This is a genomic window from Streptomyces sp. 17_S59 (assembly GCF_056930295.1).
In genome coordinates, this window is the sequence record NZ_JBXOWD010000001.1 from 6,396,750 (window position 1) to 6,423,404 (window position 26,655).

General features: G+C 74.9%; 23 protein-coding genes. 8 read left to right on the forward strand and 15 right to left on the reverse strand.

Annotated elements, in window-relative coordinates; genetic code table 11:
* The first annotated feature begins 7 nt into the window (after window positions 1-7).
* The gene (locus AC1Z4A_RS28930; protein ID WP_483682813.1) at window positions 8-1,486 is read left to right on the forward strand and encodes an ATP-binding protein; all 1,479 of its coding nucleotides are present in this window, start codon (window positions 8-10) and stop codon (window positions 1,484-1,486) included.
* Between the two features lie 26 nt (window positions 1,487-1,512).
* On the forward strand, window positions 1,513-2,094 hold the full coding sequence (locus tag AC1Z4A_RS28935) for a hypothetical protein (protein ID WP_483682814.1): 582 nt from the start codon (window positions 1,513-1,515) through the stop codon (window positions 2,092-2,094).
* A 27-nt stretch (window positions 2,095-2,121) separates the two neighbouring features.
* Here AC1Z4A_RS28935 and AC1Z4A_RS28940 read toward each other — a convergent pair whose 3' ends face one another.
* The 5 genes from AC1Z4A_RS28940 to AC1Z4A_RS28960 form a co-directional block, all read right to left on the reverse strand.
* Window positions 2,122-2,637, reverse strand: coding sequence for a MarR family winged helix-turn-helix transcriptional regulator (locus tag AC1Z4A_RS28940; protein WP_483682815.1), 516 nt, complete (start codon window positions 2,635-2,637; stop codon window positions 2,122-2,124).
* A gap of 122 nt (window positions 2,638-2,759) precedes the next feature.
* Window positions 2,760-4,289 carry an FUSC family protein gene (locus tag AC1Z4A_RS28945; protein WP_483682816.1) on the reverse strand — a complete coding sequence of 510 codons (1,530 nt, stop codon included), beginning with the start codon at window positions 4,287-4,289 and terminating at the stop codon, window positions 2,760-2,762.
* A 23-nt stretch (window positions 4,290-4,312) separates the two neighbouring features.
* Window positions 4,313-5,338: an acyl-CoA dehydrogenase family protein gene (locus AC1Z4A_RS28950; protein ID WP_483682817.1), complete on the reverse strand. Its 1,026-nt coding sequence runs from the start codon at window positions 5,336-5,338 to the stop codon at window positions 4,313-4,315.
* Entirely contained in the window at window positions 5,335-6,522 is a 1,188-nt protein-coding gene (locus tag AC1Z4A_RS28955; RefSeq protein ID WP_483682818.1) for an acyl-CoA dehydrogenase family protein, read from the reverse strand. Before AC1Z4A_RS28955 ends, AC1Z4A_RS28950 begins: the two co-directional genes overlap by 4 nt.
* 91 nt (window positions 6,523-6,613) lie before the next feature.
* The gene (locus AC1Z4A_RS28960) at window positions 6,614-7,453 is read right to left on the reverse strand and encodes an enoyl-CoA hydratase (protein WP_483682819.1); all 840 of its coding nucleotides are present in this window, start codon (window positions 7,451-7,453) and stop codon (window positions 6,614-6,616) included.
* 45 nt (window positions 7,454-7,498) lie between these two features.
* Between AC1Z4A_RS28960 and AC1Z4A_RS28965 the strand changes: the two genes are divergently transcribed.
* Genes AC1Z4A_RS28965 through AC1Z4A_RS28975 form a run of 3 tightly spaced genes read left to right on the forward strand, consistent with a single transcriptional unit; the run spans window position 7,499 to window position 10,122 of the window.
* On the forward strand, window positions 7,499-8,299 hold the full coding sequence (locus AC1Z4A_RS28965) for an SDR family oxidoreductase (RefSeq protein ID WP_483682820.1): 801 nt from the start codon (window positions 7,499-7,501) through the stop codon (window positions 8,297-8,299).
* Window positions 8,300-8,313: 14 nt separating this feature from the next.
* Window positions 8,314-8,937: a TetR/AcrR family transcriptional regulator gene (locus AC1Z4A_RS28970; protein ID WP_483682821.1), complete on the forward strand. Its 624-nt coding sequence runs from the start codon at window positions 8,314-8,316 to the stop codon at window positions 8,935-8,937.
* A gap of 15 nt (window positions 8,938-8,952) precedes the next feature.
* Complete coding sequence (locus tag AC1Z4A_RS28975) at window positions 8,953-10,122, forward strand: acetyl-CoA C-acetyltransferase (RefSeq protein WP_483682822.1); 1,170 nt, start codon at window positions 8,953-8,955, stop codon at window positions 10,120-10,122.
* Here AC1Z4A_RS28975 and AC1Z4A_RS28980 read toward each other — a convergent pair.
* The 4 genes from AC1Z4A_RS28980 to AC1Z4A_RS28995 are packed head-to-tail and all read right to left on the reverse strand — an operon-like array spanning window position 10,103 to window position 13,629.
* Window positions 10,103-11,227: an NAD(P)H-dependent flavin oxidoreductase gene (locus AC1Z4A_RS28980; protein WP_483682823.1), complete on the reverse strand. Its 1,125-nt coding sequence runs from the start codon at window positions 11,225-11,227 to the stop codon at window positions 10,103-10,105. The two genes, AC1Z4A_RS28975 and AC1Z4A_RS28980, sit on opposite strands and share 20 nt — an antisense overlap.
* A gap of 7 nt (window positions 11,228-11,234) precedes the next feature.
* Window positions 11,235-12,005, reverse strand: coding sequence for a CoA-transferase subunit beta (locus AC1Z4A_RS28985; RefSeq protein ID WP_483682824.1), 771 nt, complete (start codon window positions 12,003-12,005; stop codon window positions 11,235-11,237).
* The gene (locus AC1Z4A_RS28990; RefSeq protein WP_483683764.1) at window positions 12,002-12,853 is read right to left on the reverse strand and encodes a CoA transferase subunit A; all 852 of its coding nucleotides are present in this window, start codon (window positions 12,851-12,853) and stop codon (window positions 12,002-12,004) included. The genes AC1Z4A_RS28985 and AC1Z4A_RS28990 overlap by 4 nt, the downstream gene beginning before the upstream one ends.
* 14 nt (window positions 12,854-12,867) lie before the next feature.
* A complete protein-coding gene (locus tag AC1Z4A_RS28995; RefSeq protein ID WP_483682825.1) occupies window positions 12,868-13,629 on the reverse strand; it encodes an enoyl-CoA hydratase family protein in 762 nt (253 codons plus the stop codon).
* A 76-nt stretch (window positions 13,630-13,705) separates the two neighbouring features.
* Here AC1Z4A_RS28995 and AC1Z4A_RS29000 point away from each other — a divergent pair, with 76 nt between their 5' ends.
* Entirely contained in the window at window positions 13,706-14,485 is a 780-nt protein-coding gene (locus tag AC1Z4A_RS29000; protein WP_483682826.1) for an SDR family oxidoreductase, read from the forward strand.
* Entirely contained in the window at window positions 14,482-15,393 is a 912-nt protein-coding gene (locus tag AC1Z4A_RS29005) for an SDR family oxidoreductase (RefSeq protein WP_483682827.1), read from the forward strand. The genes AC1Z4A_RS29000 and AC1Z4A_RS29005 overlap by 4 nt, the downstream gene beginning before the upstream one ends.
* Before the next feature lie 67 nt (window positions 15,394-15,460).
* Here AC1Z4A_RS29005 and AC1Z4A_RS29010 read toward each other — a convergent pair whose 3' ends face one another.
* The 4 genes from AC1Z4A_RS29010 to AC1Z4A_RS29025 all read right to left on the reverse strand — a co-directional run bounded on the left by AC1Z4A_RS29010 (window position 15,461) and on the right by AC1Z4A_RS29025 (window position 20,689).
* Window positions 15,461-16,315, reverse strand: coding sequence for an ABC transporter permease (locus AC1Z4A_RS29010; RefSeq protein WP_483682828.1), 855 nt, complete (start codon window positions 16,313-16,315; stop codon window positions 15,461-15,463).
* A complete protein-coding gene (locus AC1Z4A_RS29015; RefSeq protein WP_483682829.1) occupies window positions 16,312-19,089 on the reverse strand; it encodes an alpha/beta fold hydrolase in 2,778 nt (925 codons plus the stop codon). Before AC1Z4A_RS29015 ends, AC1Z4A_RS29010 begins: the two co-directional genes overlap by 4 nt.
* A gap of 9 nt (window positions 19,090-19,098) precedes the next feature.
* A complete protein-coding gene (locus AC1Z4A_RS29020) occupies window positions 19,099-19,659 on the reverse strand; it encodes a DUF1697 domain-containing protein (RefSeq protein ID WP_483682830.1) in 561 nt (186 codons plus the stop codon).
* A 64-nt stretch (window positions 19,660-19,723) separates the two neighbouring features.
* On the reverse strand, window positions 19,724-20,689 hold the full coding sequence (locus AC1Z4A_RS29025) for an alpha/beta hydrolase family protein (RefSeq protein ID WP_483682831.1): 966 nt from the start codon (window positions 20,687-20,689) through the stop codon (window positions 19,724-19,726).
* Between the two features lie 174 nt (window positions 20,690-20,863).
* Here AC1Z4A_RS29025 and AC1Z4A_RS29030 point away from each other — a divergent pair, with 174 nt between their 5' ends.
* Window positions 20,864-21,460: a TetR/AcrR family transcriptional regulator gene (locus tag AC1Z4A_RS29030; RefSeq protein ID WP_483682832.1), complete on the forward strand. Its 597-nt coding sequence runs from the start codon at window positions 20,864-20,866 to the stop codon at window positions 21,458-21,460.
* Window positions 21,461-21,465: 5 nt separating this feature from the next.
* On the opposite strand, the gene AC1Z4A_RS29035 is transcribed toward AC1Z4A_RS29030, so the two are convergent.
* The gene (locus AC1Z4A_RS29035) at window positions 21,466-24,510 is read right to left on the reverse strand and encodes an alpha-mannosidase (RefSeq protein WP_483682833.1); all 3,045 of its coding nucleotides are present in this window, start codon (window positions 24,508-24,510) and stop codon (window positions 21,466-21,468) included.
* Window positions 24,511-24,566: 56 nt separating this feature from the next.
* The gene (locus tag AC1Z4A_RS29040) at window positions 24,567-26,654 is read right to left on the reverse strand and encodes an endo-beta-N-acetylglucosaminidase (RefSeq protein WP_483682834.1); all 2,088 of its coding nucleotides are present in this window, start codon (window positions 26,652-26,654) and stop codon (window positions 24,567-24,569) included.
* Window position 26,655 lies beyond the last annotated feature (1 nt).

Sequence of the window (26,655 nt, forward strand, 5' to 3'; positions counted from 1 at the left end):
TACGGCCGTGCGACGACCGGACCTGAAGACCCTGGCGCGCGGCCTGCGCGCCCGGCTCGTTGTAGCGTTCCTGCTGGTCGCGGCGTTGAGCGCGCTCACCACGGCGGCGCTGACGTTCCGCGAGGCCCGCACCGCCATCCTCAAGCGGACCCAGGACACGGCCGTCACCGCCCTGCGCGCGCAGGTCAACTCCCAGGTGCCCGACCTCCGCTTCCCGCCCGACGGCCAGGACCTGCTCAAGTTCACCCAGGACCTCGACCGGGCGGGCCAGGCCCAGCACTGGATCGTGCACGTCCGCTACAAGGACGGATCCCTGGTGCCCGCCAGCCGGGCCTACGGCGACAAGAACACCCCGGCCGGGCCGGTACCCGAGGGCGTGCGCAAGAAGGTCCGCAGCGGCATAGCCGCCTTCCAGCGCGTGAACGTCGACGGCAGCCCCTGGCTCGCCATCGGCCTGCCCGTCGCCTACGGCGGGGACGGCGGCGGGCTGTCGGGCCTGGAGGTCTATGCCCAGGTGCCGCTGCACGAGGACGAGGTGAACGTCCGCGCCCTGGTGGACGCCGCGCAGAGCGGCGCCCTGCCCGCCATGGCCCTGGCCGTGGTGCCCGCCCTGCTGGCCGCGCGCGGTGTGCTGCGGCCCGTGCGCGAGCTGCGCCGCGCCACCCAGCGGATCACCGAGGGGGAGCTGGACACGCGCCTCAAGGTGACCGGGCGCGACGAGCTGGCCGATCTGTCGCGGACCTTCAACGACATGGCGGCGGCCCTGGAGAAGAACGTCGCCGAGCTGCGCCGGATGGAGGCGAACTCCCGGCGCTTCGCCGCCGACGTCTCGCACGAGCTGCGCACCCCGCTGGCCGCGATGACCGCCGTCGTCGACGTCCTCGACGAGGACGCCGCCCGGCTCGACCCGGACACCGCCCACGCGGTCCGGCTCATCAGCGAGGAGACCGGCAAGCTCGCCCGCATGGTCGAGGACCTGATGGAGATCTCCCGCTTCGACGCGGGCGCCGCCGCCCTGCACCTCGACGAGGTCGACGTGGCCGAAACTGTGCGCAAGACCCTCCAGGCCCGCGGCTGGCAGGACAAGGTCACCGCCGAGCTGCCCGCGGACCTGCGGGCCCGGCTGGACCCGCGGCGCATCGACGTCGTGATCGCCAACCTCGTCGGCAACGCACTGCGGCACGGAGGGGAGCCGGTCCGGGTCGTGGTGCGCGCGGAGGCGCGGGACGAGGGCGAGCGGCTGCTGATCGAGGTCGCGGACCGGGGCGAGGGCATCGACCCCGAGGTGCTGCCGCACGTCTTCGAGCGCTTCTTCAAGGCGGACGCCGCCCGGGTCCGCTCCGAGGGCAGCGGCCTCGGCCTCGCCATCACCCTGGAGAACGTGCGGCTGCACGACGGGACCGTCCGGGCTGCCAACGGGCCCGAGGGCGGTGCGGTGTTCACCGTCGACCTGCCGCTGCGACGAGGAGGAGGTGACGAGGCGTGAGAGCACGAGGCGCGGAAGCACGGCGCGTGAGAGCACGGCGCGCGGTGGGGGCCGTGGCGCTGTCCGGCGCCCTCGCGGGCGTCCTGGCCGGCTGCGGCATCGAGCCGACCGAGGTCGTCGAGGTGGGGCAGCCCGCCCAGGGTGCCAAGCGGCCCGGCCAGCCCGTGAAGGAGGCCCGGCTCTACTTCGGCTACCCCGGATTCGTCGGGGCCCTCCAACCGGTGTCCCGCCCGGCCGGCGAGGAGGTGACCGCGGAGGAGGCGGTGCCGCTGCTGCTCAAGGGCCCCAACGAGGCGGAGCGGGCGCGCGGCCTCTTCTCCGACCTGCCCATGGGCGGCGGGGGCGGCGTCGAGGTCGTCACGGCCGAGGGCCGGGTCACGGTCAAGCTGCCCATGGACGTCACCAGGCTCTCGCTCACCGGCCGCAGGCAACTGGTCTGCACGGCCGCGCACAACCAGGTGCCCGGCGACCTGCCGCCCACGGAAGTGAAGGTGACCCTCGTCGGCGGGGGCAAGGAGATGCCCGACCAGCTCTGCGAGAACGGCTACGTCCTCCCGAGGCTCGACACGGCCCCTACGCCGTCGCCGTCGGCGCCCGCGAAGCGCTGACGCACGGCCGGAAGGCTCCCGCAGTGCCTACGGCTGGAGGCCGCCCAGCCGTCCCTCCAGCAGCACCAGCAGCTCCGCCAGCGTGCCCGCCAGCTCGGCCTGGCGGTCCTTGCCCAGGCCCGCCAGCAGGGCCTGCTCGTACTCCAGTTGCTGCGGAACGAGCCGGTCGATCAACTCGCGGCCGGCGTCGGTGAGGGACAGGTGGGCGACCCGCCGGTCGCGGTCGTCCGGGCGGCGGGCGACCAGCCCCCGCTCCTCCAGCACCCGCAGCCGCTTGGTCACGGCGGCCCCCGAGGCGAAGGTCTCCCGGGCGATCCGGCCCGGCGTCAGCTCCCGGTCCGTACGCCGCAGCGTGCCCAGGATGTCGAACTCGGCCCGCGACAGCCCCTCCCGCACCAGCGGGGCGTCCGTCGCCTGCTGGAGCAGGGCCGCACACCGGTTGAGCCTGCCGATCACGGCCATCGGCGCGGTGTCGAGTCCTGGGTGGACCTGCTGCCACTGGCGCAGCACGCGCGCGACGATGTCCTCGGCGTCCTCGGCCACGGTTCTCGATCCTCTCCGGTGGGTGCTCGGATAGATTCTGCCGCGCCGCACGCCCGCGCCGGGCCGCGCCCCCGGACACCCGGCCACGGGACCGGCCGGGACCGGCCGCGACCGCCGGGGCCCTACCGCACCCGCATCGGCCCGCCCAGCGCCCGGTACCCCGCCCGCTCCTCCTCGGCCACCGCCGCCACCGGAAGCGCCCGCTGCCACCACTCCCCGCCCGCGACCTCCGCCGCCTCCCGCAGCTCGACGAGGGCCGCCCCCAGCCCCTCCCGGGAGCCCCCCGCACCGCGTGCCGCGCGCACCCCGTCCAGCGCGGCGTCGAGCCGGTCGGCCGCCCGCCGGTTGGTGACCGCGCAGCAGACGAGCAGGGCGAACCCGGCACCGACCAGCGTGTCCGTCCACCGGTCGGCCACGAGCCCCCCGGCCGGGTGCGCCCCTGCGAACTCGCCCAGCAGCAGGGCCATGGGGGTGACGCAGACGGTCCCCAGCCAGTAGTTCCGCGCGATGAACGCCTCGGCGCCGACCTGGAGGGCGAGCGCGACGAGCACCAGCGCGGTCCCACCTGCCCGGGTGAGCGGCAGCAGCGCGGTGAAGAGCAGCAGCCCGAGGAGGCTGCCGAGGACGCGCTGGACCGCGCGCTGCCAGGAGAGGGACGTGTTGGCCTGGCACACCGCGGCGGCGGTGACGACGGCCCAGTAGGGGTGGGCGCTGCCCAGCGCGAGGGCGGCCCAGCCGGCGAGCGAGGAGCCGAGGGCGACGCGCACGACGACGGGGGAGCACAGTGTTCCGCCCCGGAAGGATCCTTTCGACTGCCGGGCGGGCTTGAAGGTTTGGCCCGTGCGGCGGAGCCGTGCGCCGGTGCCGCGGCGCAGCGCGCGGGCGGCCGCCCGCAGCCGCTCGGCCTCCGCGGGATCCGCCGCCGTGGCCCCCAGCACGGCCTCCGCCCGTGCGATCAGCGCCTCCAGGTGCGGCATGCCGCCGCACGCCCGCCGCGCGGCCCCCGCGGTGGCCGCCACCGCGTACCGGGCGGCGACCCCCGCCCCGGCCGGATCTCCCAGCAGCCGGGCCGCGGCCTCCAGCGCCCGGGCGGCGGCGATCCGCTCGGGCCCGTGGGGCCGCACCAGGGCCGGAGCCATGCAGACCAGCCAGGCCAGCGCCCCGCCGGCCAGCACCAGGCCGAGGTGTCCGGGCACCTCGGCGAGCCGCTGGGGCACGAAGAAGCAGGTCGACGTGGTGAACGTGAGCACGACCGGCCCCGGCGGCCCGACCCGGGCCGCCTCGCACACCGCCTTCTGGGCCGCGGCGACCAGCGCGGCGAGCAGCACCAGCAGCGCGGCCGAGCCGGTGAGCGCCGCGGCGGCCAGCGCGGTGCCGACGCCCGCGAGCGCACCCAGCACCACCATGGCCACCGTGCGGGCCCGGGCGGCGTACGGCCGGTCGTGCCCGTAGAGCGCGCACAGGGCGCCGGCCGCGGTGTAGAGGGCCAGGTCGAGCCGGTCCAGCGCGAGCAGGGCCGCGTCGGCCACCGCCATGGCCGCGCCACCGCTGAGCGCGGCCTTGAACCAGATGTCCGCGAACGGCCTCAGCCGGACCAGGCCGCGCAGCGGCAGGGGCAAAGGGCGGGGGCGGGCAGGTGAGGACGGTGCCATGGAGTAAGAGATTAACAGGTGTTTTACTCACGAAATAAATCGAGGACCCTGCTCCGGCACTCCTCCGGGCTTCCCCACGCACACCTCAGCGCCCTGGCCCGCCCGATCCACAGCGACAGGTCGTACTCGGCGGTGTAGCCGATCGCGCCGTGCACCTGGAGCGCGGTACGGGCGGCCGCGTACGCCGCGTCGCAGGCGGCGGCCTTGGCCGCGGCCACGTCGGCCGGTACACCGGGCCCGCCCGCGGCCAGCGCCACCGCCGCCCCGTACAGCAGAGGCCGGGCGAACTCCAGGCCGACGAGCGTGTCCGCCAGCCGGTGCTTGACGGCCTGGAACGAGCCGATGGCGGCACCGAACTGAGTGCGCTGCCGGGCGTAGGCCACCGTCCGATCCAGCAGCGCGAGCCCCACCCCGAGCGCCTGCGCGGCAGTCGCGAACGCCGCCCAGACCGCGGCGTGCGAGGCCGCCTCGCGCACGGCGGGCCCGGCGGCCAGCAGCTTCCCGCCCCCGGTGGGCCGGGCGAGCCGCCGGGCCGGGTCGAGAGAAGGCTGCACCGGGCCGTGGCCGGGGGCCAGCCGCAGCTCGTCCGGACCGCCCCCGTCCGCGCCGGTCACGACGAAGACCGCGTCCGCCGCGTCGGCGTCCGGCGCGTACGGGCCACCGGCCGGTGCGGCCAGGGTCGCCAGAACCCGCCCCGCGCACACCCCGGGCACCCACTCCGCCGCGGGCGCCGCAGCGCCCGACGCCGCCAGCCGCGTCAGCAGGACCGTGGCCGCGACCGTCTCGACCAGCGGACCCGGCAGGCAGTGGCGCCCCGACTCCACGAAGGCGACGGCCAGTTCGACCGGCAGCGGCCCGACCCCGCCGTACGCCTCCGGCGCCGCGAGCGCGAAGACGCCCGCCCCGGCCGCCCGCTCCCACAGCGCCCGCCCCGGCCCGTGCTCGCCGCGCGCCCAAGACCGTACGGCCGCCGGGGTGCCGGCCGCCGCGAACATCCGGTCCAGCGAGCGCCCGAAGGCCGTCTGCTCCGCGTCCAGCGCAAACCTCATCCCCGCCGCCGTCCTTTCGGCAGCCCCAGCAGCCGCTCGCCGATGATGTCGCGCTGGATCTCGTTCGTGCCGGCGTAGACCGGCCCGGCCAGGGCGAAGGTCCAGCCGTCCGTCCAACTCCCGTGCGCGGGCGCCTCCTCCGCGGCGGCGGAGAGCTCGCCGTACGGACCGAGCAGGTCCAGGGCCGTCTCGTGCAGGGCCAGGTCCAGCTCGGACCAGAAGACCTTGGTCAGGCTGGACTCCGCGCCCGGCGCGGCCCCGGCACCGGAGCGGGACCGAGGCCGGGACGCCTGCGCGTAGCCGTACAGCCGGTACGCCCGGGCCCGGATCAGCGCATCGGCGACCCGGTCGCCCAGGGCAGCGTCGACGGGGCCGGGAGCCGACCGCCACAGCTCCGCCAGCCGCCGCGCGGTGGCCGAGAAGCGGCCGGGGCTGCGCAGCGTCAGACCGCGCTCCTCGCCCGCCGTGCTCATGGCGACCCGCCAGCCCTCGCCGGGCTCGCCGACGACGTCCTCGTCGGGCACGAAGACGCCGTCCAGGAAGAGTTCGGCGAAGACCGGCCTGCCGTCGAGTCGGCCGACCGGCCGTACCGTCACCCCCTCGGCGTCGAGGGGGAACAGCGCATACGTCAGCCCCTTGTGCGGCCGGTCCGCGCCCGGGTGACTGCGGAACAGCCCGAAAGCCCGGTCGGCGAACGCCGCCCGCGAGGACCACGTCTTCTGCCCGCTCAGCAGCCAGCCGCCTGCCGTGCGCTCCGCGACGGACCGCAGGGAGGCGAGGTCGGAGCCCGCTTCCGGCTCGGACCAGGCCTGCGCCCAGACCGTCTCGCCGCTCGCGATGGCGGGCAGCAGCCGGGCGCACTGCTCCTGCGTGCCGTGTTCGAGCAGCGTGGGGGCGAGCAGGGCAATGCCGTTCTGGGACACCCGGGCCGGGGCCCCGGCCGTGTGGTACTCCTCCTCGAAGACCAGCCATTCGAGCAGTGAACAGTCCCGGCCCCCGTACGCGCGTGGCCACGCCACCGCCGACCATCCGGCCTCGTACAGGGTGCGCTCCCAGGCCCGGTGCCGCGCGAACCCCTCCTCGGTCTCCGGCGGGGGGAGCGGGGGAGGAGGGACGTGCCCGGCGAGCCAGGCGCGCGCCTCGGCGCGGAAGGCGCGCTCCCCGGGGGTGAGGTCGAGTTCCATCAGGAGGCCGCCCGGGGCGGGCGGAAGTCTCCGAAGCCCACGAAGTCCCGGAAGTCCCCGGAGTCCCCCTCCGGTGGGCGGGGGAGCGGGCTCACCGGGCGTCCTTCATGGCCCGTACGTCCATGCCCCCCAAGGGGTCGGCGGCCGTCTCCGCGTTGTGCGCGTGCGCCAGGTGATGGAGCGCGAACGCGGAGTCCAGGCCCGCGTGCAGGCCCTGCAGGTCCTCCGCCTGGTTCACCGCCCGCTTGGTGAGCGCGAGACCCAGGCGCGGCATGCGTGCGATGCGCTCGGCCAACTCGCGGGTGGTGGCGGCGAGTTCCGCGCGCGGTACGACACGGTTCACCATGCCGATCTCGTACGCGCGGCGCGCGCTCATGCGGTCGCCCGTGTAGAGGAACTCCTTCGCGATGCGCGGCGGCATCACCCACGGGTGGGCGAAGTACTCGACGCCCGGGATGCCCATCCGCAGCACCGGGTCGGCGAAGAAGGCGTCCTCGGCGGCCACGATCAGGTCGCACACCCAGGCCAGCATCAACCCGCCCGCCACACAGGCGCCTTGCACGCTCGCCACGACCGGCTTCGGCAGCTCGCGCCAGCGGCGGCACATGCCCAGGTAGACCTCGGACTCGCGCGCGTACCGCTGCTCCGCGCCGGTCTTGTCCGAGTGGTCCCACCACAGCCCCGCCCGGCGGGCGAAGGGCAGGTGTGCGTCGCGCCCCGGAGTGCCGATGTCGTGGCCGGACGAGAAGTGCCCGCCCGCCCCGGCGAGGACGACCACCTTGACCTCGTCGTCCGCCGACGCCTCGTAGAAGGCGCCGTCCAGGGCATAAGTCATCTCGGAATTCTGGGCGTTGCGGTACTCGGGCCGGTTCATGGTGACCGTCGCCACCGGGCCGAGCCGCTCGTAGCGCACTACAGGGTCAGTGGTCATCAACCATCCTTCCCTAACAAGTGTTTGGTAGGTTAACGTACGGTCATGAGCAGCGTCGAGAGCTTCGGCCCGCCGCCCCGTCCCCCCTCGCACGAGCTGCTGTCCGGCCGCACCGCCGTCGTCACGGCCGCCGCCGGCACGGGCATCGGCGGGGCCACTGCCCGGCGCTTCCTGGAGGAGGGTGCGAGCGTCGTCCTCGGCGACGCCCACGCGCCCCGCCTCGCGCGGACCGTCGCCGCCCTGGCCGCGGAGTTCGGCGCCGCGCGCGTGGCCGGCACCCCCTGCGACGTCACCGACGAGGCACAGGTCGCCGCCCTCCTGGACCTCGCCGAGGCGCGGCACGGCCCGCTCGACGTCCTCGTCAACAACGCCGGCCTCGGCGGCACCGCCGAACTCGCCGACATGACCGACGAGCAATGGCACACGGTCCTCGACACCACCCTGAACGGCACCTTCCGCTGCACCCGCGCCGCCCTGCGCCGCATGCGTGCGAGCGGCGCGGGCGGGGTGGTGGTCAACAACGCCTCCGTCCTCGGCTGGCGTGCCCAGCGCGGCCAGGCGCACTACGCCGCCGCCAAGGCCGGGGTCATGGCCCTCACCCGGTGCGCGGCGGTGGAGGCCGCCGCCTACGGGGTGCGGGTCAACGCCGTCGCGCCCAGCCTCGCCGTCCACCCGCACCTGGCCAGGGTGACCACGCCCGGGCTGCTCGCCGAGCTGACCGAGCGGGAGGCGTTCGGACGGGCCGCCGAGCCCTGGGAGGTCGCCAACGTCGTCGTCTTCCTCGCCAGCGGTTACTCCTCGTACATGACCGGCGAGACCGTCTCGGTCAGCAGCCAGCGCGCGTGACCGAGAATGGACGCGTGCCGATCAGCAAGAAGACCACCGGGCCCGGATCCGGCAAGCCGTCCGCCGCGCGACGCGGGGAGCTGCTGGCGACGGCCGCCGAGGTGTTCGCCGAGCAGGGCTACAGCGCCACCACCGTCCGCAGGATCGCCGACGAGGCCGGGATGCTCGCGGGCAGCCTCTACTACCACTTCGACTCCAAGGAGTCGATGCTGGACGAGATCCTCGCCGGCTTCCTCGGCGAGCTGTGGGCCGGCTACGACGCCGTGCTCGCCGCCGGCCTCGGCCCCCGCGAGACCGTCGAGGCGCTCGTCACCGAGTCCTTCCGCGAGATCGACCGGCACCGCGCCGCCGTCGCGATCTACCAGAAGGAGGCCCGCCACCTCGTCGACCACCCCCGCTTCGGCTACCTCGCCGACTCCCAGGAGAAGTTCGAGGAGCTGTGGCAGGACACCCTGCGGCGGGGCGTGGCCGAGGGCGTCTTCCGCGCCGACCTCGACGTCCGGCTCGCCTACCGCTTCCTGCGCGACACCGTGTGGGTCGCCGCGTCGTGGTACCGGCCGGGCGGCGCGCACGGCCCGGAGGAGATCGCCCGGCAGTACCTGTCGATGGTCCTGGACGGGATCGCCGTATCCCGGTAACCCCTGGAGCGAGTCATGGCCGAAGCGTTCATCGTCGGAGCGGTGCGGACCCCCGTCGGCAAGCGGGGCGGCGGGCTCGCCGCCGCCCACCCCGCCGACCTGGGGGCGCACGTCATCACGGCCCTGCTGGAGCGCACGGGCGTGGACCCGGCGGCCGTGGAGGACGTGATCCTCGGCTGCCTGGACACCGTCGGGCCGCAGGCCGGCGACATCGCCCGTACGAGCTGGCTGGCCGCCGGGCTGCCGGAGGAGGTGCCCGGCGTCACCGTCGACCGGCAGTGCGGCTCCGGCCAGCAGGCCGTCCACTTCGCCGCGCAGGCTGTGCTCTCCGGCACCCAGGACCTGGTCGTGGCCGGCGGCACCCAGAACATGTCGCAGATCCCCATCGGCCACGCCTTCCACCGGGCCGCCGAGCCGCTGGGCCTGACGGACGGCCCGTTCGCGGGCTCGCGCGGCTGGCGGGCGCGCTACGGCGACCGGCCCGTCAGCCAGTTCCACGGCGCGGAGCTGATCGCGGACCAGTGGGGGATCACCCGCGAGCAGATGGAGGAGTACGCGCTGCTCTCGCACCGGCGGGCCGTGCGCGCCATCGACGAGGGCCGCTTCGACCGCGAGCTGGCGCCGTACGGGGACGTGGCCGTTGACGAGGGGCCGCGGCGCGACACCTCCCTGGCGAAGATGGCCGCCCTCCGTCCCGTGGTACCGGGCGGCCGGCTGACCGCTGCCGTCTCCTCCCAGGTGTCGGACGGCGCCGCGGCCCTGCTGATCGCCGGCGAACGGGCCGTCCACGCCCACGGACTGACGCCCCGTGCCCGCATCCACCACCTCTCGGTGCGCGGCGAGGACCCGATCCGCATGCTGACGGCGCCGATCCCTGCCACGGCCCATGCCCTGCGCAGGGCGGGCCTCACGATGGACGACATCGACGTGGTCGAGATCAACGAGGCGTTCGCGCCCGTGGTCCTGGCATGGCTGACCGAGACGGGAGCCGACCCGGAGCGGGTCAACCCCAACGGCGGGGCGATAGCCCTGGGGCATCCGCTGGGGGCGACGGGGGCCAAGCTGATGACGACGCTGCTGCACGAACTGGAGCGGACGGGCGGGAGGTTCGGCCTCCAGGTGATGTGCGAGGGGGGCGGGCAGGCGAATGTGACGGTGATCGAAATCAGCCCGTCGGGCGTTTGAGGACCGGGGTCTCCGGGGGGCGGAGCCCCCCGGAGGGAACCCTCCCGCTCAACCCCCGCAGCGTCCCGCAAGCCTCCTCCATGATCCGCTCCACCAGCTCCGCGCACGACGGCAGATCGTCGATCACCCCCGCCACCTGCCCCGCCGCCATCACCCCCAGATCCGTGCGCCCGTCCACCATCGCCGCCTTGAGCAGCATCGGCGTGCTGGCCGCCAGCAGGACCTGGCTCCAGGTCAGCTCCCCGCCGTGCCGCAGGGCCAGCCCGTCCCGCAGCATGCGGGGCCAGCCGGCGCCCGAGAGCCGCCGGAAGGCCGCCGCGTGCCGCAGGGCCCGCAGGAGCGCGGCGGGGCGGCCCGCGCGCTCCAGAGCGCTGACGAACGGCGTGCGGAGCATGCGGTGCGGAAGGCCGTCGACCTTGGTGGTGACGGTGACGTCCTGGACGGACGCGGCGAGGTAGGCCGCCTTCACGGGCGCGGGCACCGTGCTGTCGGCGGTGAGCAGGAAGCGGGTGCCCATGGCGATGCCCGACGCGCCGTAGGCGAGCGCGGCGGCCAGGCCCCGCCCGTCGTGGAAGCCGCCCGCCGCGACGACGGGGATCCCCACCGCGTCGACCACCTGCGGCAGCAGCACCGACGTCGCCACCGGCCCCGTGTGGCCGCCGCCCTCCCCGCCCTGCACCACGACCGCGTCCGCCCCCCACGCCGCGACCTTCTCGGCGTGCCGCCGGGCGCCCACCGAGGGGACGACCACGACGCCGGCGTCCTTGAGCCGGGCGATCAGCTCGCGCGAGGGCGCCAGCGCGAACGACGCGACCCGCACCCCCTCGGCCACCAGGATCCCCACCCGCTCCGCCGCGTCACCGGCGTCCGCGCGCAGGTTGACCCCGAACGGCCGGTCCGTGCGGGACTTGACCTCGCGCACGGCGGCCCGCAGCTGCTCGGGCGTCATGGTCGCGGAGCCCAGGATGCCGAGCGCCCCCGCCCGCGCCGTCGCGGTCACCAGACGGGGCCCGGCCACCCAGCCCATCCCGGTCTGCACGATGGGGTGGCGGACCCCGACGAGCCGGGTGAACGCGGTGGGCAGACAGGCGGCGGCTTCGCTCACGGTTCCCTCATGTCCCTCCCACCTCGCGGTCGCGCTGCTGCCCAGGGTCGACGACCTCGCGGATCAGGCGCAGTTCGGCCGCCGTCGGGCGGCGGGTGCGGGGCACGTCGTCCGGCACGTCGAGCGGGAAGCCGGTCGCGGCCCGCAGCTCGCCGGGCGTGACACCGGGGTGCAGCGAGCGGACCCGCATCGTCCGGTCGGGCGTCTCGAAGTCGAGGACGGCCAGATCCGTGACGACGCGGGGGATGCGGTGGAAGCGCGTCGCGGACGGCCCGGCGGCGGCCGCACGGTCGTGGCCGACGCCGCTGACCATGTCGACCCGCTCGACCAGGACCCGGGGGGAATGCCGGGGAATCCAGTAACTGGTGGGGTTGTTGAGGGTGTTGACCGGGGCGCCGCGCACGCCGATCAGCTGCCGGTGCGGGCGCCGCCAGTCGCCCACGCAGCTGATGTTCTGGTTGCCGTGCCGGTCGAGCTGGCTCGCGCCCATCATCACGTGCCGCCTTCCGTGCGCGGCCAGCGCCAGGTGCCGCCGGTAGGGCAGCCAGCCCTCGACGACCCCGCCCCGCGCGCCCAGCGCCGGCACGTCCGCGATCAGCAGCGCCTCGCCGTCCGTCAGCAGCAGCTCCGGTGCGAACGTCAGCTTGGCCAGCCGGGCGCCGATCACGGGTACCACGCCGCCCATCGGGCTCGCCAGCACCTCCCCGGCGCCCCGCCACACCTCCGCGCACGCCACCACGCAGACCTCGGCCCTGGAAGCCCCCGCATCCCCGCTCACGCGCCGCCCTCCGCGCCATGGGCCGCGACCGCTGCCCGGTAGCCGTCCTCGTCCCCGGCCAGGAAGCGCTCCGTGAACTCCCGCCAGGCCTCCGGATCGGCCGCGGCCGCGGCATACGCCGCCTGGAACGCCTCGTCGCGCCCGTAGTCCGGCACACAGGAGGTGAAGTGCGCACCGCCCGGGGCCTCGACGACCCCGGTGACGCAGTGGCGCGGCACCAGCAGCGTCTGCGGTGCGCCCGCCGCCGCGAACTCCTCGCTCCCGACGATCCGCTCGCAGGACACGTACGCCTCCCGCGCCGCCTCGCAGAAGAGATCGTCGAAGTACGGGTCCGGGCCCAGGTACTGGGCGTTGCCGTGCACGTCGGCGCGGTTCAGGTGGACCAGGGCCGCATCCAGGACGAGCGCGGGCGCGGCCACCAGCTCCTCCCCGTCCGCGTACGGCGAAGTGACCGTGCGCAGCCAGGGATTGACCCGCATCACGTCCGAGCCGAGCCCGGCCCGCACGGGCATGAACGGCAGCCGGTGCGCGGCCGCCGTCAGGCCCCACAGGAACATGGCCTCGTCCAGCTCCGTCAGCTCCAGCTCGCCGCGCTGCCGGGCGGTGCGGAAGTGCGGTTCGAGAGGGATGGAGTCGAGTGTGACGAACGGGGCGACGAGCCTGCGGATCCGGCCCGCCGACGCCAGCAGGCCCACGTCCGGGCCGCCGCAGGAGACCACGGTCAGGTCGGTGAGCCCGGACCGCAGCAGGGCCCGTACGAGCGCCATGGGCTTGCGCCGGGAGCCCCAGCCGCCGATGCCGATCGTCATGCCGTCCGCGAGGCGCCCGACGGCCTCGTCCGCGGTCATCGTCTTGTCCGCCGTCACGCCCGCTTCCCTCCCGGGTGCCGCGCGACGAACGCGTCGCGGTACCGGTCCCCGGCGCCGTCGAGGCTTGCCTCGAAGGTGAAGCCCTGCTCGTAGCGGTAGCTGCGGCGGACGTCGACCGGGTCGATGCCGTTGAGCGCCGCCTTGGCCATCCGCAGCAGCGATCCGTCCTTGGCGGCGATCTCCCGGGCCAGCCCCAGCGCGGCCGCCGCCAGTTCGTCCCGGGGGACGACCCGCCACACGGAGCCGTGGCGGTGCAGCTCCCGGGCGGTGACCGTGCGGGAGGTGTAGTAGAGCGTCCGCATGAGGTGCTGGGGCACGAGCCGGGCGAGGTGGGTGGCGGCGCCGAGGGCGCCCCGGTCCAGCTCGGGGAGCCCGAAGGAGGCGTCGTCCGCGGCGACGATCGCGTCGGCGTTGCCCACGAGGCCGACGCCGCCGCCGAGGCAGTGGCCCTGCACGGCGGCCACGACCGGGACCTCGCACTCGTAGACGGCGGAAAAGGCCTGGAAGCAGCCGTGGTTGGCGCCGATCAGCGCCCGGTGCCCGGGCGTGCGCTGCAACTCCTTGATGTCCACACCGGCGTTGAAGCCGCGCCCGGCCGCGGCGAGTACGACGCAGCGGACGGCCGGGTCCCCGCCCGCGGCGCGCAGGGCGCCCGCCAGCTCGTACCAGCCCTGCACGGGAAGGGCGTTGACGGGCGGGAAGTCGACGGTGACGACGGCGATTCCCGGCTCGGGACGTGCGGTGGAGATGCCCATGGGCCGCCTTTCCACCAAACGTTTGTTAGGTCTATCGTGACCGTACCAGTGGACCGCCTGCCGCGGGAGGCGCGAAGTGAGCACAGCTCCCGGCCTGGAGGGCCGCGTCGCCGTCGTCACCGGAGGCACGCGCGGGGTCGGCGCGGGGATCGCCCGGGCGTTCCTCCGCGCGGGCGCGGAGGTCGTGGTCTGCGCCCGCCGCCCACCGGACGCGCCGGTCTCGGCAGCGGGGCGGACGGCCCGCTTCCAGTCCGTGGACGTGCGCGAACCGGCGGCCGTGCACGACTTCTTCGCCTGGCTCCGCTCCACTGCGGGCCGCCTGGACGTCCTGGTCAACAACGCCGGCGGCACGCCCTGCCGGCCGCTCGACGAGGCCGACGCCGCGGGCCACGCCCGCATCCTCGAACTCAACCTGACGGCCCCGCTCACGGTGTCCCTGGCCGCCCGCCGCATCATGCGCGAACAGCCCTCCGGCGGCGCGATCCTGATGGTCGGCAGCGTCAGCGGCACCCGCCCCTCGCCCGGCACCGCCGCCTACGGGGCCGCCAAGGCGGGCCTGGAGAACCTCGCCCGGACCATGGCGGTCGAATGGGCCCCGGCCGTGCGCGTCAACACCCTCGTCCTCGGCATGGTGCGCACCGAGGCGGCCCACCTGCACTACGGCGGCCGGAAGGGCGTCGCCGCCGTCGCCGGGACCGTCCCCGCCGGGCGCCTCGCCGAGCCCGACGAGATCGGCGAGGCCGCCGTCTTCCTCGCCTCCGACCACGCCGCCTACATCTCCGGCGCCGCCCTGCTCGTCCACGGCGGCGGCGAGCGCCCGGCCTTCCTGGACGCCGCGAGAGGAGCCGCGACATGACCGGGATCTGCACCGGACGCGTGGCCGTCGTCACGGGCGCGGGCCGCGGCCTGGGCCGTGCGCACGCGCTGGCCCTGGCGGACGAGGGGGCGCGGGTCGTGGTCAACGACCTCGGCACCGGCCCCGCCGGGGAGGGCGCCGCCACGGGCCCCGCCCACGGGACCGCGGCGGAGATCCGCGCCCGGGGCGGCGAGGCCGTCGCGCACACGGGCGACATCGCCACGGACGCGGGGGCCGCCTCGCTCGTCGCCACCGCGCTGGAGACGTACGGGCGGCTGGACGCGCTGGTCAACAACGCCGGGTTCCTGCGGGACCGGATGCTCGTCAACCTCGGCGAGGACGACTGGGACGCGGTGGTGCGCGTCCACCTCAAGGGCCACTTCCTGCCCCTGCGGCACGCGGCTGCGCACTGGCGCGCGGAGGCCAAGGCCGGCCGGGCGCCGGTGGCCCGGGTCGTGAACACCACCTCGGGCGCGGGGCTGCTGGGCAGCGTGGGCCAGGCCAACTACGCCGCGGCCAAGGCGGGGATCGTGGCCCTGACCCTCGTCGCTGCCGCCGAGCTGGGCCGCTACGGCGTGCTGGTCAACGCCCTCGCACCCGCGGCCCGCACACGGATGACGGAGGGGCCGTTCGCCGAGGCGATGGCGGCCCGGCCGGGCGAGGACTTCGACGCGATGGCCCCGGAGAACGTCTCGCCGCTGGTCGTCTGGCTGGCCTCGGCCGCGTCCGAGGGCGTCACGGGCCGGGTCTTCGAGGCCGAGGCGGGCCGCATCACGGTGCTGGAGGGCTGGAGCCCGGGGCCCACCGCGGACAAGGGCGCCCGCTGGTCCCCGGCGGAGGCGGGGGAGGCGGCGCGGCGGCTGCTGGCGGAGGCGCGGGAGCCGGGGCGGGTCCACGGAGCGGAGTGAGCGGCGCCCCGCACGAGGCCGCCCCGCACGCCACCGCTCCCACGACCCCGCTCCTGCGACACCGTCCCTACGACACCACGTCCTTCCCCCGGAAGTGCCGGAACGCCAAGGCGAACAGCACCAGCGCATACGCCACCGACACCGCCGACCCCTTGATCATCCCGGCCCATTCCAGGTGCGGCTGGAGCGCGTCCGCCCACGCGTACTGCCAGTGCGCGGGCAGGAGTTCGCGCCAGCTCCCGAGCGCGGTCACCGCGTCCAGCACATTGCCGACGATCGTCAGGCCCATGGCCCCGCCCACCGCACCGAGCGGCGCATCCGTGACCGTCGACAGCCAGAACGCCAGCGCGGCCGTCACCAGCTGACCCACGAACACATAGGCGACGACGAGCGCCAGCCGGCCCGTCGCCGTCCCGGCGTCCAGCGAGCCGCCCGCGGGGATCCGCAGCGGCCCCCAGCCGTACGCGGCCGTGCCCGCGGCCAGCGCCACCAGCGGCAGCAGCACCATCGCCGCCGCGCCGAACCCCAGCGCCACGGCCAGCTTGCTCAGCAGCAGCCGCCCCCGCGGCACCGGGGCCGCCAGCAGATAGCGCAGCGAGGACCAGCTCGCCTCCGAGGCCACGGCGTCGCCGCAGAACAGCGCCACCGGGACCACCAGCACGAAGCCCGCCGAGACGAACAGCGCGGTGGCCGCGAAGTTCACCCCGGACGCCGTGGCGGTGTCGATCAGCGTCACCCGCCCGTCGCGCCCCTTGGGATCCCCGCCGATCGCGAAGGCCGCCATCAGCACGAACGGCAGCGCGGCCAGCACCGCGCCGACCACGAGCGTGCGCCGCCGCCGCAGCTGCCGTGCCGCCTCCACCCGCAGGGGCAGGGTGTGCCGCGCCCGGTAACCGGGCGCGGACGCCGGCGCCGTGGTCATGCCGAGCCTCCGATCAAGGTCAGGAACGCGTCCTCCAGCCGCCGGTGCGGGCCCACGCTCGCCACCGGGATCTCCAGCCGGACCAGTTCCACCAGCAGTTCCGGCGCTCCCGCGCCGTCGAGCCGCACCAGCAGCCCCTCGTCCGTCGGCACGGCGGAGGCGACACCCGGCAGGGCGCCCACCTTCTCCGCCGTCACGTCCGACACCTTGCCCGCCACGCCCACCAGCAGTGTGTCGCCCGAGCCCGTGATCTCCCCGACCGGGCCCGCGCCGACCAGCCGCCCGCGGTCCATCACGACCAGGTGGGTGCAGGACTGCTCCACCTCGGCGAGGAGATGGCTGGAGACGATGACGGTCCGGCCGCCCGCGGCGTAACGGATCATCACCTCCCGCATCTCCCGGATCTGCGGCGGGTCGAGACCGTTGGCCGGCTCGTCCAGGATCAGCAGGTCCGGCAGTCCCAGCATGGCCTGGGCGATGGCCAGCCGCTGCCGCATGCCCTGGGAGTAGGTGCGCACCGCCCGCTCCAGCGCCGGGCCCAGGCCGGCGATCTCCAGGGCCTCGTCGATGTGCGCGTCCTCGGCGGGCCGGCCCGTCGCGCGCCAGTAGAGGTCGAGGTTGGCCCGGCCGGACAGGTGCGGCAGGAAGCCCGCGCCCTCCACGAACGCCCCCACCCGCGACAGCACCGGAGCACCCGGGCGGATCGCGTGCCCGAAGACGCGGATCTCCCCCTCGTCGGGGCGGATGAGCCCCATGAGCATGCGCAGCGTCGTCGTCTTGCCCGCGCCGTTGGGCCCCAGCAGGCCCAGCACCTGGCCGCGCTCCACCCGGAACGATACGTCCCGCACGGCATACCGGTCCGCGGCCCCGGCGTACCGCTTGCTCAGCCCCGTGATCTGGAGCGGTACCTCGGCGAGCGCCGGATCGGGCGCGGGCACGGCCGACCGGCGCCGCCCCGTCAGCAGGACGAGCGCGGCCAGCACGGCGCCGCCGAGCGGCATGGCCCAGGTCCACCAGGGCAGCCCGGCCGCCGCGGTCCGCACCCCGGGTGCGGTCGGCATGCTCAGGCCGCCGCCGTCCGCGAGGGAGACGGTGTACGCGGCGGGCTGGACGGGCGAGGCGTAGGCCAGGTCGGTGGCGGCCAGGACCAGCCGCATCCGGTGCCCGGCCTCGAAGGTGTGGTCGACGGCGGGCAGCCGCAGCTCGACGGTCCTGCCGTCCTTCGCGTCCGTGACGCGCACCGGGGCGACGAGCTGCCTGGGCAGCTGCTGCCGGCCGTCCGGGCCGACGTCGTAGACCTTGGCGAAGAGCACTGCCTCGCCCGTGTCCGACGCGACCTTCACCTTCGCGGTCGGCACTCCGGTGACGTGGACGTCCTCGTCGAGCGGCTCGGAGTCGAAGTGCGCGTACTGGCCGGGGAAGTCGAGGGACACGCCGAGGCCGAGGCCCGACAGCTGGGAGAGCGCCCCGATGCCGGGCACCGCGGAGAGGGCCGGCGGGGCGGCCCCGGCGGGATTGCCGAACGACTGCTCACGGCCGGTCAGCACGACGGTGCGGGGGTCGGAGCGGAGCCCCGGGTAGCGGTCGCCGCTCGCGGGGTGCAGCCGGGCCCGGCCGTCGGTGGTGTCGACGCCCCCGGTCCTGCTGACGCGGAACGCCGGGCCGGTGTCCGCGCCCTCGTCGTCCTTGAGGTAGCGGTCGAACCAGGCGCGGGTACGGCTCTCGATGCGGTCCTGCTCGGACTTGGTCCCGGTGTCGTGCCCGCCCGCGATCCAGTCGACGGACACGGGCGCCCCGTTGCGGCGGATGGCCTCGGCGGCGGCATCGGACTGGTCGAGGGGGAACAGCGAGTCGCTCTGCCCCTGGACGAGCAGGGCCGGAACCCTGATCCGGCCCGCGACCGCGGCGGGGCTGCGGCGCTCCAGCAGCTCGCGCGCCCGGTCGTCCGGCTTTCCGGCGACGGCCACCCGCTCGTACATCTCGCACAGGCTCGTCTCGAACCGGCCGCAGCCGGAGCCCTCCGGCGGCGGGGCCGCCTTGCCCTCGCTGCGCGGGCCGTTGCCGGGGCGGGCGGCGGTGCCGGGGCCGGGGCCGGAGGGGGAATCGGCCGGGGAACCGGCGGACACGGGGGAGCCCGTCGAGCCGGTGTTGAAGAAGATCCCCGACCAGAGCTTCTTGAAGACGCCGCCCGGGAAGAGGGAGTCGGCGAGGTTCCAGTAGGTGATCTGCGGGGCGATCGCGTCGACCCGCGGGTCGTACCCGGCGGCGAGCAGGGAGATCGCGCCGCCGTAGGAGCCGCCCGCGATGCCGACCCGGGGGTCTCCCGCCGCGTCCAGGCGCACCTCGGGCCGCTGCGCCAGCCAGTCGATGAGGCGGCCGACGTCCGCGACCTCGTGGTCCGGGTCGTTGAGCCCGATCCGCCCGGTGGACCGCCCGAAGCCGCGCGCGGACCAGGTCAGCACGGCGTAGCCGGACCGGGCCAGTTCCTCGGCCTGGGGGCGCAGGTCGTCCTTGCTGCCGCCGAAGCCGTGCGCCAGCAGCACGGCGGGCCGGCGGCCCGCGCCGCCGGAGGTGAAGAAGGAGGTGTCGATGCGGACCGTGCCGTCGTCCCCCGGCCCCTCGGGCACCGTCATGAACCGGTCCTCGCGGTGCACGGGCGGATCGCCGCCGGTTGCCGAGGCCACGGTCCAGGTGCCGCCGCCGAGGAGGGCGACGGCCGCGGCCGTGGCGGCGAACAGCCGCCGCCCGCGCGGGCGGGGGAAACGCAGTTTCATGTTCGAATGCTAAGCGGAGCGGTCGGGCGGCCCGGCGTCCGCCATGTCCGCGAGCTTGGTGACGGTGTTCCAGTTCCGCCCCGTGCCCACCATGCCGAGACGGCGGCTCGTCAGCACCTTCGCCAGCTTGGAGTCGCGGATGCCGACGGCGCAGTGCAGGTACACCTCGCGCTCGCCCAGGGCGAACTCCTCGGGTGCGTACGCCGCCGGGTCCAGGTCGGCAACGGTGGCGGGGTCGGGCGGGCCGGGCAGGAAGATCACCACGAATCGACTGGGGTCGAAGTCCCGGTCGCCGAGCGGATTGGCGTCGACGACGCGCCGTATGTCACCCGCTTCGCGTACGAGGCAGTCCACGGACAGCCCCAGCTCGCGCTCGATGGCGGCCTGCAGACCCGCGGCGAGCGCCGGGGCGTCGGCGTCCGGGTGGGTGAACACGGCGTTTCCGCTGTTGAGATGGGTGCGGACGGCCTGGCAGCCGAGCCCGCCGAGCAGCTCCCGCAGGGTCTGCATGGGGACGCGGCGCTTGCCGCCGAGGTTGATGCCCTGGAGGAGGGCTACGTAGGTGGTCACGGCGGGCATTCTTTCCCCGGTCCCGCCCCTTCCCGAAACCGGGGGCAAGCCCCCGGCCCTCCAGCTACTTGGATTCGACTCGTCCTACCGGGTCGGGACCGGTCGTCAGTGCCTCGCACGCGGTCTGCCACGTGAGGGCGCCGGGGTGAAGCCGGGTGCGGAGGTAGGCCGCGGTGAGCCGGGCGAGGGCGGCAACCCGCTCGGGGTTCTCGTCCGTGGTCTCGGCGGCGTCGTAACCGGCGATACCGCCGAGTCCGTGCTCCGCGTCGAACAGGGTGAGCAGGGTCTTGGGGCCGGGGGCGAGGGTGTAGGGGTCGGCGTGCCAGTCCGGCCCCATGTCCGTGAAGTGCCGGGAGTCGTCCTTGTCGCCCGCGACGACCAGCGCGGGTGCGGTCATGGTGGAGAAGTCGACGGCCCCGATGACCGGCCACTGCCCGGCCATGGGCCCGTTGAGGACGTCGCCGCCCCTGCCGGGCGCAGCGAGCAGTACGCCCGCCTTGATCCGGGGCTCGACGAGGTGCACCACGTTCCCGGTGTCGGGGTCGTTGAGCCCGGCGCCCAGCAGGAGGGCAGCGGTGAAGCCGCCGAGCGAGTGTCCGGCGACGGCGACCTTGGTGTGGTCGATCCGTCCCGCGAGCTGCGGCACAGTGCGCTCGAGCACGTCGAGCCGGTCGAGGATGTGGGTCATGTCCTCGGCGCGGGAGCGCCAGAAGACGGGCGCTCCCGCGGCGTCGGCGACCAGGTGGCTCAGTGTCCGGGAGGTGAGGTGGGTGGGCTGGACGACGACGAATCCGTGTGCCGCCCAGAAGTTGGCGAGCGGCGCGTAGCCGTTGAGCGAGGAGAGGTTGTTCGAGGGGCCGTGACCGTGGGAGAGGAGGATGACGGGGAGGCCGGTTCCGGTCGCGGGTGCGGAGACGCGCACCTGGAGGTCCACGGGACGTCCGGGCACGGAGAGGACTACGGGGCTGAAGGACAGGACCGGGACGGGCGTGCCCAAGGCGTCGGCGCTGGTGGCAGTGGATGTGCTCACGATGTGGGTTCCCCTTCGGTGGCGCCTGCCGCCCGCCGGTCTCCTGCGACCGGCAGGCGGACAAGACAGTCAGTCAGGAACGTCCCAATTTCGGCTAAGCTGAAACGGAACACTGCTCCATTTAATATCTGGAGCGGTGCTCCGTTTTGTCAAGCGGTACCGAAGGAGAACGTGATGGCCACCGAGAGCCCTGCAGGGGAGCCGCCGTCCCGAAGCAAGCGGGCCGACGCCCAGCGCAACCGGCAGACGGTGCTCACCGCAGCCGCCGAGGTCTTCGTCACCTCCGGCGTCGACGCGCCGATCCGCCGGATCGCGGCCCGGGCAGGCGTCGGGATGGCCACGATCTACCGCCACTTCCCGACCCGGGCGGATCTCGTCACCGCCGTCTACCACCACCAGATCGAGGCATGCGCCGAGGCCGGCCCCCGTCTGCTGGCCAGTGCCGACTCCCCGTTCGACGCGCTGTGCCAGTGGATCGACCTCTTCGTTGACTTCCTGGTCACCAAGCACGGACTCGCCGACGCCCTGCAGTCCGACGACGACCGCTTCGCCGCGCTGCACGCCTACTTCCTCGACCGCCTGCTGCCCGTCTGCGCCCAACTGCTCGACGCCGCGGTCGAGGCCGGCGACATCAGGCCCGGCACGCAGCCCTACGAGCTGATGCGCGGCATCGGCAACCTCTGCATCGGACACGACAACGACCCCCGCTACGCCCCCCGACGCCTGATCGCCCTCCTCCTCCAGGGACTCCGGCGGCCTCACGCGTCCTGATGCCGTCACCCCCGGCCCAGCCGCACCGTCACGATCTCGAACGGCCGCAGCCGCAGCCCCACCCCGCCGTCCTCCACCGCAACCGCCCCCACCGGCCGCTCCAGCAGGTCGCAGACACTCGCCGACGCAACGGCGAACCCCGCCGTCAGGCGGACCCGAGCCCGACCCCCCAACGCCTCGTACGCCCGCACCACCACATCCCCGCTCCCGTCGTCCGCCAGCTTCACCGCCGAGACGACCACCCCGGCCCCGCCCCCGTCCACCCGCACCAGCGGCGCAACCCCGCCCCCGCCGACTCCCCGAACCCGCCGCTCCGGCAAGTTGATCGCGTACCCCTCCCGCACCGCGTCCCCCAAGGACGCACCGGGCACCAGCGCGTACCGGAAGCGGTGCACCCCCTGGTCGGTGCGCGGGTCCGGGAAACGCGGGGCTCGTAGCAGGGAGAGGCGCACCGTGGTGGTCGTCCCGCCGTCCTCCGCACGCACCGCCCGCGTCACGTCGTACCCGTACGTCGAGTCGTTGACCAGCGCCACCCCCCACCCCGGCTCCTCCAGGTGCACGAAGCGGTGCGCGCACGCCTCGAACTTGGCCGCGTCCCAGCTCGTGTTGGTGTGCGTGGGCCGGTACAGATGCCCGAACTGGGTCTCGGCCGCCACCCGGTCGGCGTGCACGTCCAGCGGGAACGCGGCCTTGAGGAACTTCTCCGTCTCGTGCCAGTCGACCTCCGTGGCGATGTCCACCCGCCGCGCGCCCGCCGGCAGGGAGATCCGCTGCTCGACGCGCGAGGAGCCGAAGGAGCGGACAACCCGCACCGACCCGGCAGCCGCGTCGTCCACCACCTCCAGCGTCTCGGCGTCCGTCAGATCGGTCACCGTGTTCCGGTAGAAGTGGTCGACGTCCCACGCGTCCCACATGTTCGGGAAGTCCTGGTGCAGCTGCAGCAGATTGGCCGCACCGCCCGGGGGCAGGGCCTCCCGGTCGGCCTGCGGGTCGTAGACCGAGACGATCAGCCCGCGCCCGTCGATCACGACGCGCAGCAGCCCGTTGTCGAGCACGAAACCCCCGCCCTCGCGCGGTTCGGGCGCGGCGTGCCCGGCGGCGGCCGGGGCGCTGACGGGCGCCGCACCGTGCGCCGGTACGCCACCCCGCGCGTGCGGTGCCGCGTTGAAGACGACCACCTCCTCCGCAGGCGATTCCTCCCCGGCCAGCGCCGCCAGCGCCCCGGAGACGATCGACTCCAGCTCCTCCGCCACCTCCGCGTACGTGCGGGCCGCCTCCCGGTGCACCCATGCGATCGAGGTCCCCGGCAGGATGTCGTGGAACTGGTGGAGCAGCACCGTCTTCCACAGCCGGTCCAGCGCCTCGTACGGATAGCGGAACCCGGTGCGCACGGCCGCGGTGGCCGCCCACAGCTCGGCCTCGTGCAGCAGGTGCTCCGACCGCCGGTTGCCCTGCTTGGTCCGGGCCTGGCTGGTCAGCGTCGCCCGGTGCAGCTCCAGGTACAGCTCGCCGACCCACACCGGCGCGTGCCCGTACTCCGCGTGCGCCTTCTCGAAGAAGGCCGACGGCTTCTCGAAGACGACCCGCGCCGATCCCTCCAGGTCCGCCAGCCGCTTCGCCCGCGCCACCATCTCGCGCGTCGTGCCGCCCCCGCCGTCGCCCCAGCCGGTCGGCGCCAGCGAGCGCGTCGCGCCGCCCTTCTCCCGGAAGTTGCGGACCGCGTGCGCGACCTCCTGCCCGGACAGCCGCGCGTTGTACGTGTCGATCGGCGGGAAGTGGGTGAAGACCCGGCTGCCGTCCAGGCCCTCCCACCAGAAGGTGTGATGGGGGAACACGTTGGTCCGGTTCCATGAGATCTTCTGCGTCAGGAACCACTTCGCGCCCGCCAGCCTCACCAGCTGCGGCAGCGCCGCCGAGTAGCCGAAGGAGTCCGGCAGCCACACCTCCTCCGTCTCGATGCCGAACTCCTCCAGGAAGAACCTCTTCCCGTGCACGAACTGCCGCGCCAGCGCCTCCGACCCCGGCATGTTGGTGTCGGACTCCACCCACATGCCGCCCACCGGGACGAAGCGGCCCTCGGCCACCGCCTTCTTCACCCGCGCGTACACCTCGGGCCGGTGCTCCTTGATCCACGCGAACTGCTGCGCCTGGGACATGGCGTAGACGAAGTCCGGCTCCTCCTCCAGCAGCGCGGTCATGCTGGCGGTCGTACGGGCCACCTTGCGCACCGTCTCGCGCAGCGGCCACAGCCACGCCGAGTCGATGTGCGCGTGCCCGACCGCGCTGATGCGGTGCGCCGAGGCGTGCGCCGGAGCTGCGAGCACCCCGGTCAGCGCCGCGCGGGCGCGGGCCGCCGTGCCGCCCACGTCCTGGAGGTCGATCGCGTCCAGGGACCGCTCGACGGCCCGCAGGATCTCCCAGCGGCGCGGCGATTCCACCGGCAGCTCGGCCATCAGCTCGCCCAGCAGCTCGAGGTCCTGGACCAGCTCCCACACCGTGCGGTCGAAGACGGCCAGGTCCATGCGGGCCAGGCGGTAGCGCGGCGCGTCGTCGGCGGTCTCCCGGTCGCCCAGCTCGGTCGGCCGGAACGGCCGGTAGTCCATGATCACCGGATTGGCGGACGCCTCGACGTGCAGCAGGACCCGCTCGCCGCCCGCCGCCCGCTCGGCGATACGCACCCACTGGTTGCGCGGGTTGAGGCCCTTGACCGGTGAGCCGTCGGGGCGGTAGACGAGCCCCTCGCACTGGAAGCCCGGCATGTTCTCGTCGAAGCCCAGGTCCAGCAGGGCCTCCACGGTACGGCCCACCCACGCCCGCGGCACGGTCCCGGAGACGGTGAACCAGCTCGTGCCCCAGGCCGGGCCCCACTCCGCGCCCACCTCGATCGGCGTGCGCACGGCCGCCAGGCCCTCGGCCACGGACACGGGCTCGCCGGGCGCGTGCCACACCGTGACGTCCAGCGGCACCGACTCGGGGTGGACGGCCGGCCGGACGCGCTCGTCCAGCACCCGCGCGAGGCGGGCCTCGATGATGGTGCGGTCGTTGTGCATGCCTCTCCTTCGGGGAACCTCACGCGAGCACGGATTGCGGGTACGGCTGAGTACGGCTACCAGCGGAACGCGACGGACGCGGGCGCCGAGGCGGTGTACAGCTCGTCCACGGCGCGCACTTCGACGCGGGTGGCCGCCTCGCCGCCCGTGCGCCGCAGCGCCGGGACGTAGTAGGCATGCCCGCAGGTGCCGCCCAGGAAGCGGAAGCCGCCCCCGGGCAGGGCCTGGCGCAGCTCGTAGTGGCGCAGACCCGGTCCCTCCCCGGTGCCGGGCCCGCCGGCCGCACCCCAGGCCAGCCGCAGGGCCGCCGTGCCGTCCGCGGTGCGCCGCGAGGCGGTCACGGAGACGGCGCCCGGCCGCCTGGGCGCCGCCGGAGCGGCGTCGCGCACCGCCAGGCGGCCCAGCCGCCACCGGACGTGCCCGCCGGCCGGCGCCGTCAGCCGGATGCCGAGGGTGTGGGCCGTCCGTCCCGCGCGGCCGCGCAGCAGCCTGCCCACGTGCAGCACGGCCGTGGCCCAGCCCCGGCCGCCGCCTGCGCGGAGCGTGCCCGCGGGTATGTACGAGAAGCGGTACGGCTGCCCCTCCGCCGGTGCGACGGCCAGCTCCACCCGGACGGCCGCCGATCCGGGGTCGGCACGGTGCGTCAGCTCGACGACCGTCGCCCCGGACAGCGGCAGCCGCACCGCGTACAGCTCGACGGTCGCCGGCCGCGCGAGGTCACCCGCCACCAGGAGGCTGGAGCCGCCGTGCCAGGCGTCCGCGAAGTCGAACGAGACGGCCGGCCGGGCGCCTGCCGTGTGCACTGCCCAGCGGCGGCCGGGCAGCCGGTCCTGCAGCCCCAGGTGGTTCCAGGCGGCGTCGGCGGTGCGCACGCCCCGCTCGTACCAGGCCAGCCCGTGGCCGGTGTTGAAGGTCGTCGCGAAGGGCAGTGCGGTCACGGTCGAGCGGTCCGCGACGGATGCCACCGGGGCCCGCCACGGGCCCGGGTCGGGGCGGGCCGGGTCCAGGGACGGCCCGCACCAGAAGCGGTCGTCGCGCGCGTGGAAGCCGGCGGGGGAGCGCCGGTCCGCGGGCAGGCTCTTCCAGGTCCACTCGGGGCGGTAGAAGCCGTACGAGGCGACGTGCGGCCGGTCGGCCGGGACGATCGCGTCCCAGTCGACCCGGGTGTCCCAGCCGTTCGCCTCGACGTCGATGCCCGCCCACAGCTCGTGCGCGTCCCGCCCCAGGTGTCGGGCGAGCCGCCCGGAGGAGTCGAGGCCGGAGCGGCTCCAGTTGAAGTTGAGGAACATGGTGTCGGCGGCGGTGAAGAAGGGGGAGTTGCGGTCGTTCAGCTCGTTCTGCCAGGAGACGTCGCCGGAGACGGCCATGGCGTCGTACCAGGTGACCCGGAGCCCAAGTCCCTTGCCGCGGCTGCGCAGATACGCGACGAAGTCCCGCATGCCGGCCCCCAGCCGGGCGTCCCCGCCGCCGGTCTCGGCGTTGAGGAACCAGCCGTCGAAGCCGTACGTCCGTGCCACCCGGATCAGCTGGTCGGCGAGGGGGAAGGCGCCGTCCGCCGAGCGCCGCACCAGCTCCTGCGTCCAGCGCAGCTGTCCGCCGTAGGCGGCGGGCGGCAGGAAGACCGTGCCGAGGACGGGCACGCCGTTGCGGTGCGCGGCGTCCACGACGGGGGCGTTGGGCGCCAGGATCAGCCCCTCGCCGGCCGAGCCGCCCCAGAACACCAGCTCGTCGAGGTAGGCCCAGTGCGTGAGCGCGTAGTAGTCGGCGGTGGCGGAGCCCTGCGAGGGGTTGGCCGAGGTCGGCGCGAAGGAGACGAGGGCGGAGACGCGCGCCTGGCCGGCGCGGGCGGTGGGGTTGGGCGGCGGGGGAGCGAAGCGCGTCGCGAGCGGTACGGTCGCCCGGTTGAACGGCAGGTCGGGATCGTCCTCGGCCCGCCACGCACGCAGACTCCGCCACCGCACCCCGGGCCCGGGGACACCGTCCGGGAGGCTGTCGGGGTACCAGTACGAGGCGTAGGGCTGGATGTCGCCGTCGGCACCCGCGGCGTGCCCGGCGGGCAGGGCGACTGCGGCGAGTGCCGCGGTGCCGCCGACGAGAACGGCGCGCCGTGACACGGCGGTTGACGGTCTGGCGGCTCGGCTCATG

Bases quoted from the DNA above. Each gene is read 5' to 3' on its own strand.
- AC1Z4A_RS28950 (WP_483682817.1), bottom strand. From the start codon at position 5,338: ATGAGGTTTGCGCTGGACGCGGAGCAGACGGCCTTCGGGCGCTCGCTG.
- AC1Z4A_RS28945 (WP_483682816.1), bottom strand. From the start codon at position 4,289: ATGGCACCGTCCTCACCTGCCCGCCCCCGCCCTTTGCCCCTGCCGCTG.
- AC1Z4A_RS29015 (WP_483682829.1), bottom strand. From the start codon at position 19,089: ATGAAACTGCGTTTCCCCCGCCCGCGCGGGCGGCGGCTGTTCGCCGCC.
- AC1Z4A_RS28955 (WP_483682818.1), bottom strand. From the start codon at position 6,522: ATGGAACTCGACCTCACCCCCGGGGAGCGCGCCTTCCGCGCCGAGGCG.
- AC1Z4A_RS28995 (WP_483682825.1), bottom strand. From the start codon at position 13,629: ATGGGCATCTCCACCGCACGTCCCGAGCCGGGAATCGCCGTCGTCACC.
- AC1Z4A_RS29035 (WP_483682833.1), bottom strand. From the start codon at position 24,510: ATGCACAACGACCGCACCATCATCGAGGCCCGCCTCGCGCGGGTGCTG.
- AC1Z4A_RS28975 (WP_483682822.1), top strand. From the start codon at position 8,953: ATGGCCGAAGCGTTCATCGTCGGAGCGGTGCGGACCCCCGTCGGCAAG.
- AC1Z4A_RS28965 (WP_483682820.1), top strand. From the start codon at position 7,499: ATGAGCAGCGTCGAGAGCTTCGGCCCGCCGCCCCGTCCCCCCTCGCAC.
- AC1Z4A_RS29005 (WP_483682827.1), top strand. From the start codon at position 14,482: ATGACCGGGATCTGCACCGGACGCGTGGCCGTCGTCACGGGCGCGGGC.
- AC1Z4A_RS29040 (WP_483682834.1), bottom strand. From the start codon at position 26,654: ATGAGCCGAGCCGCCAGACCGTCAACCGCCGTGTCACGGCGCGCCGTT.
- AC1Z4A_RS28990 (WP_483683764.1), bottom strand. From the start codon at position 12,853: ATGACCGCGGACGAGGCCGTCGGGCGCCTCGCGGACGGCATGACGATC.
- AC1Z4A_RS29030 (WP_483682832.1), top strand. From the start codon at position 20,864: ATGGCCACCGAGAGCCCTGCAGGGGAGCCGCCGTCCCGAAGCAAGCGG.
- AC1Z4A_RS28960 (WP_483682819.1), bottom strand. From the start codon at position 7,453: ATGACCACTGACCCTGTAGTGCGCTACGAGCGGCTCGGCCCGGTGGCG.
- AC1Z4A_RS29010 (WP_483682828.1), bottom strand. From the start codon at position 16,315: ATGACCACGGCGCCGGCGTCCGCGCCCGGTTACCGGGCGCGGCACACC.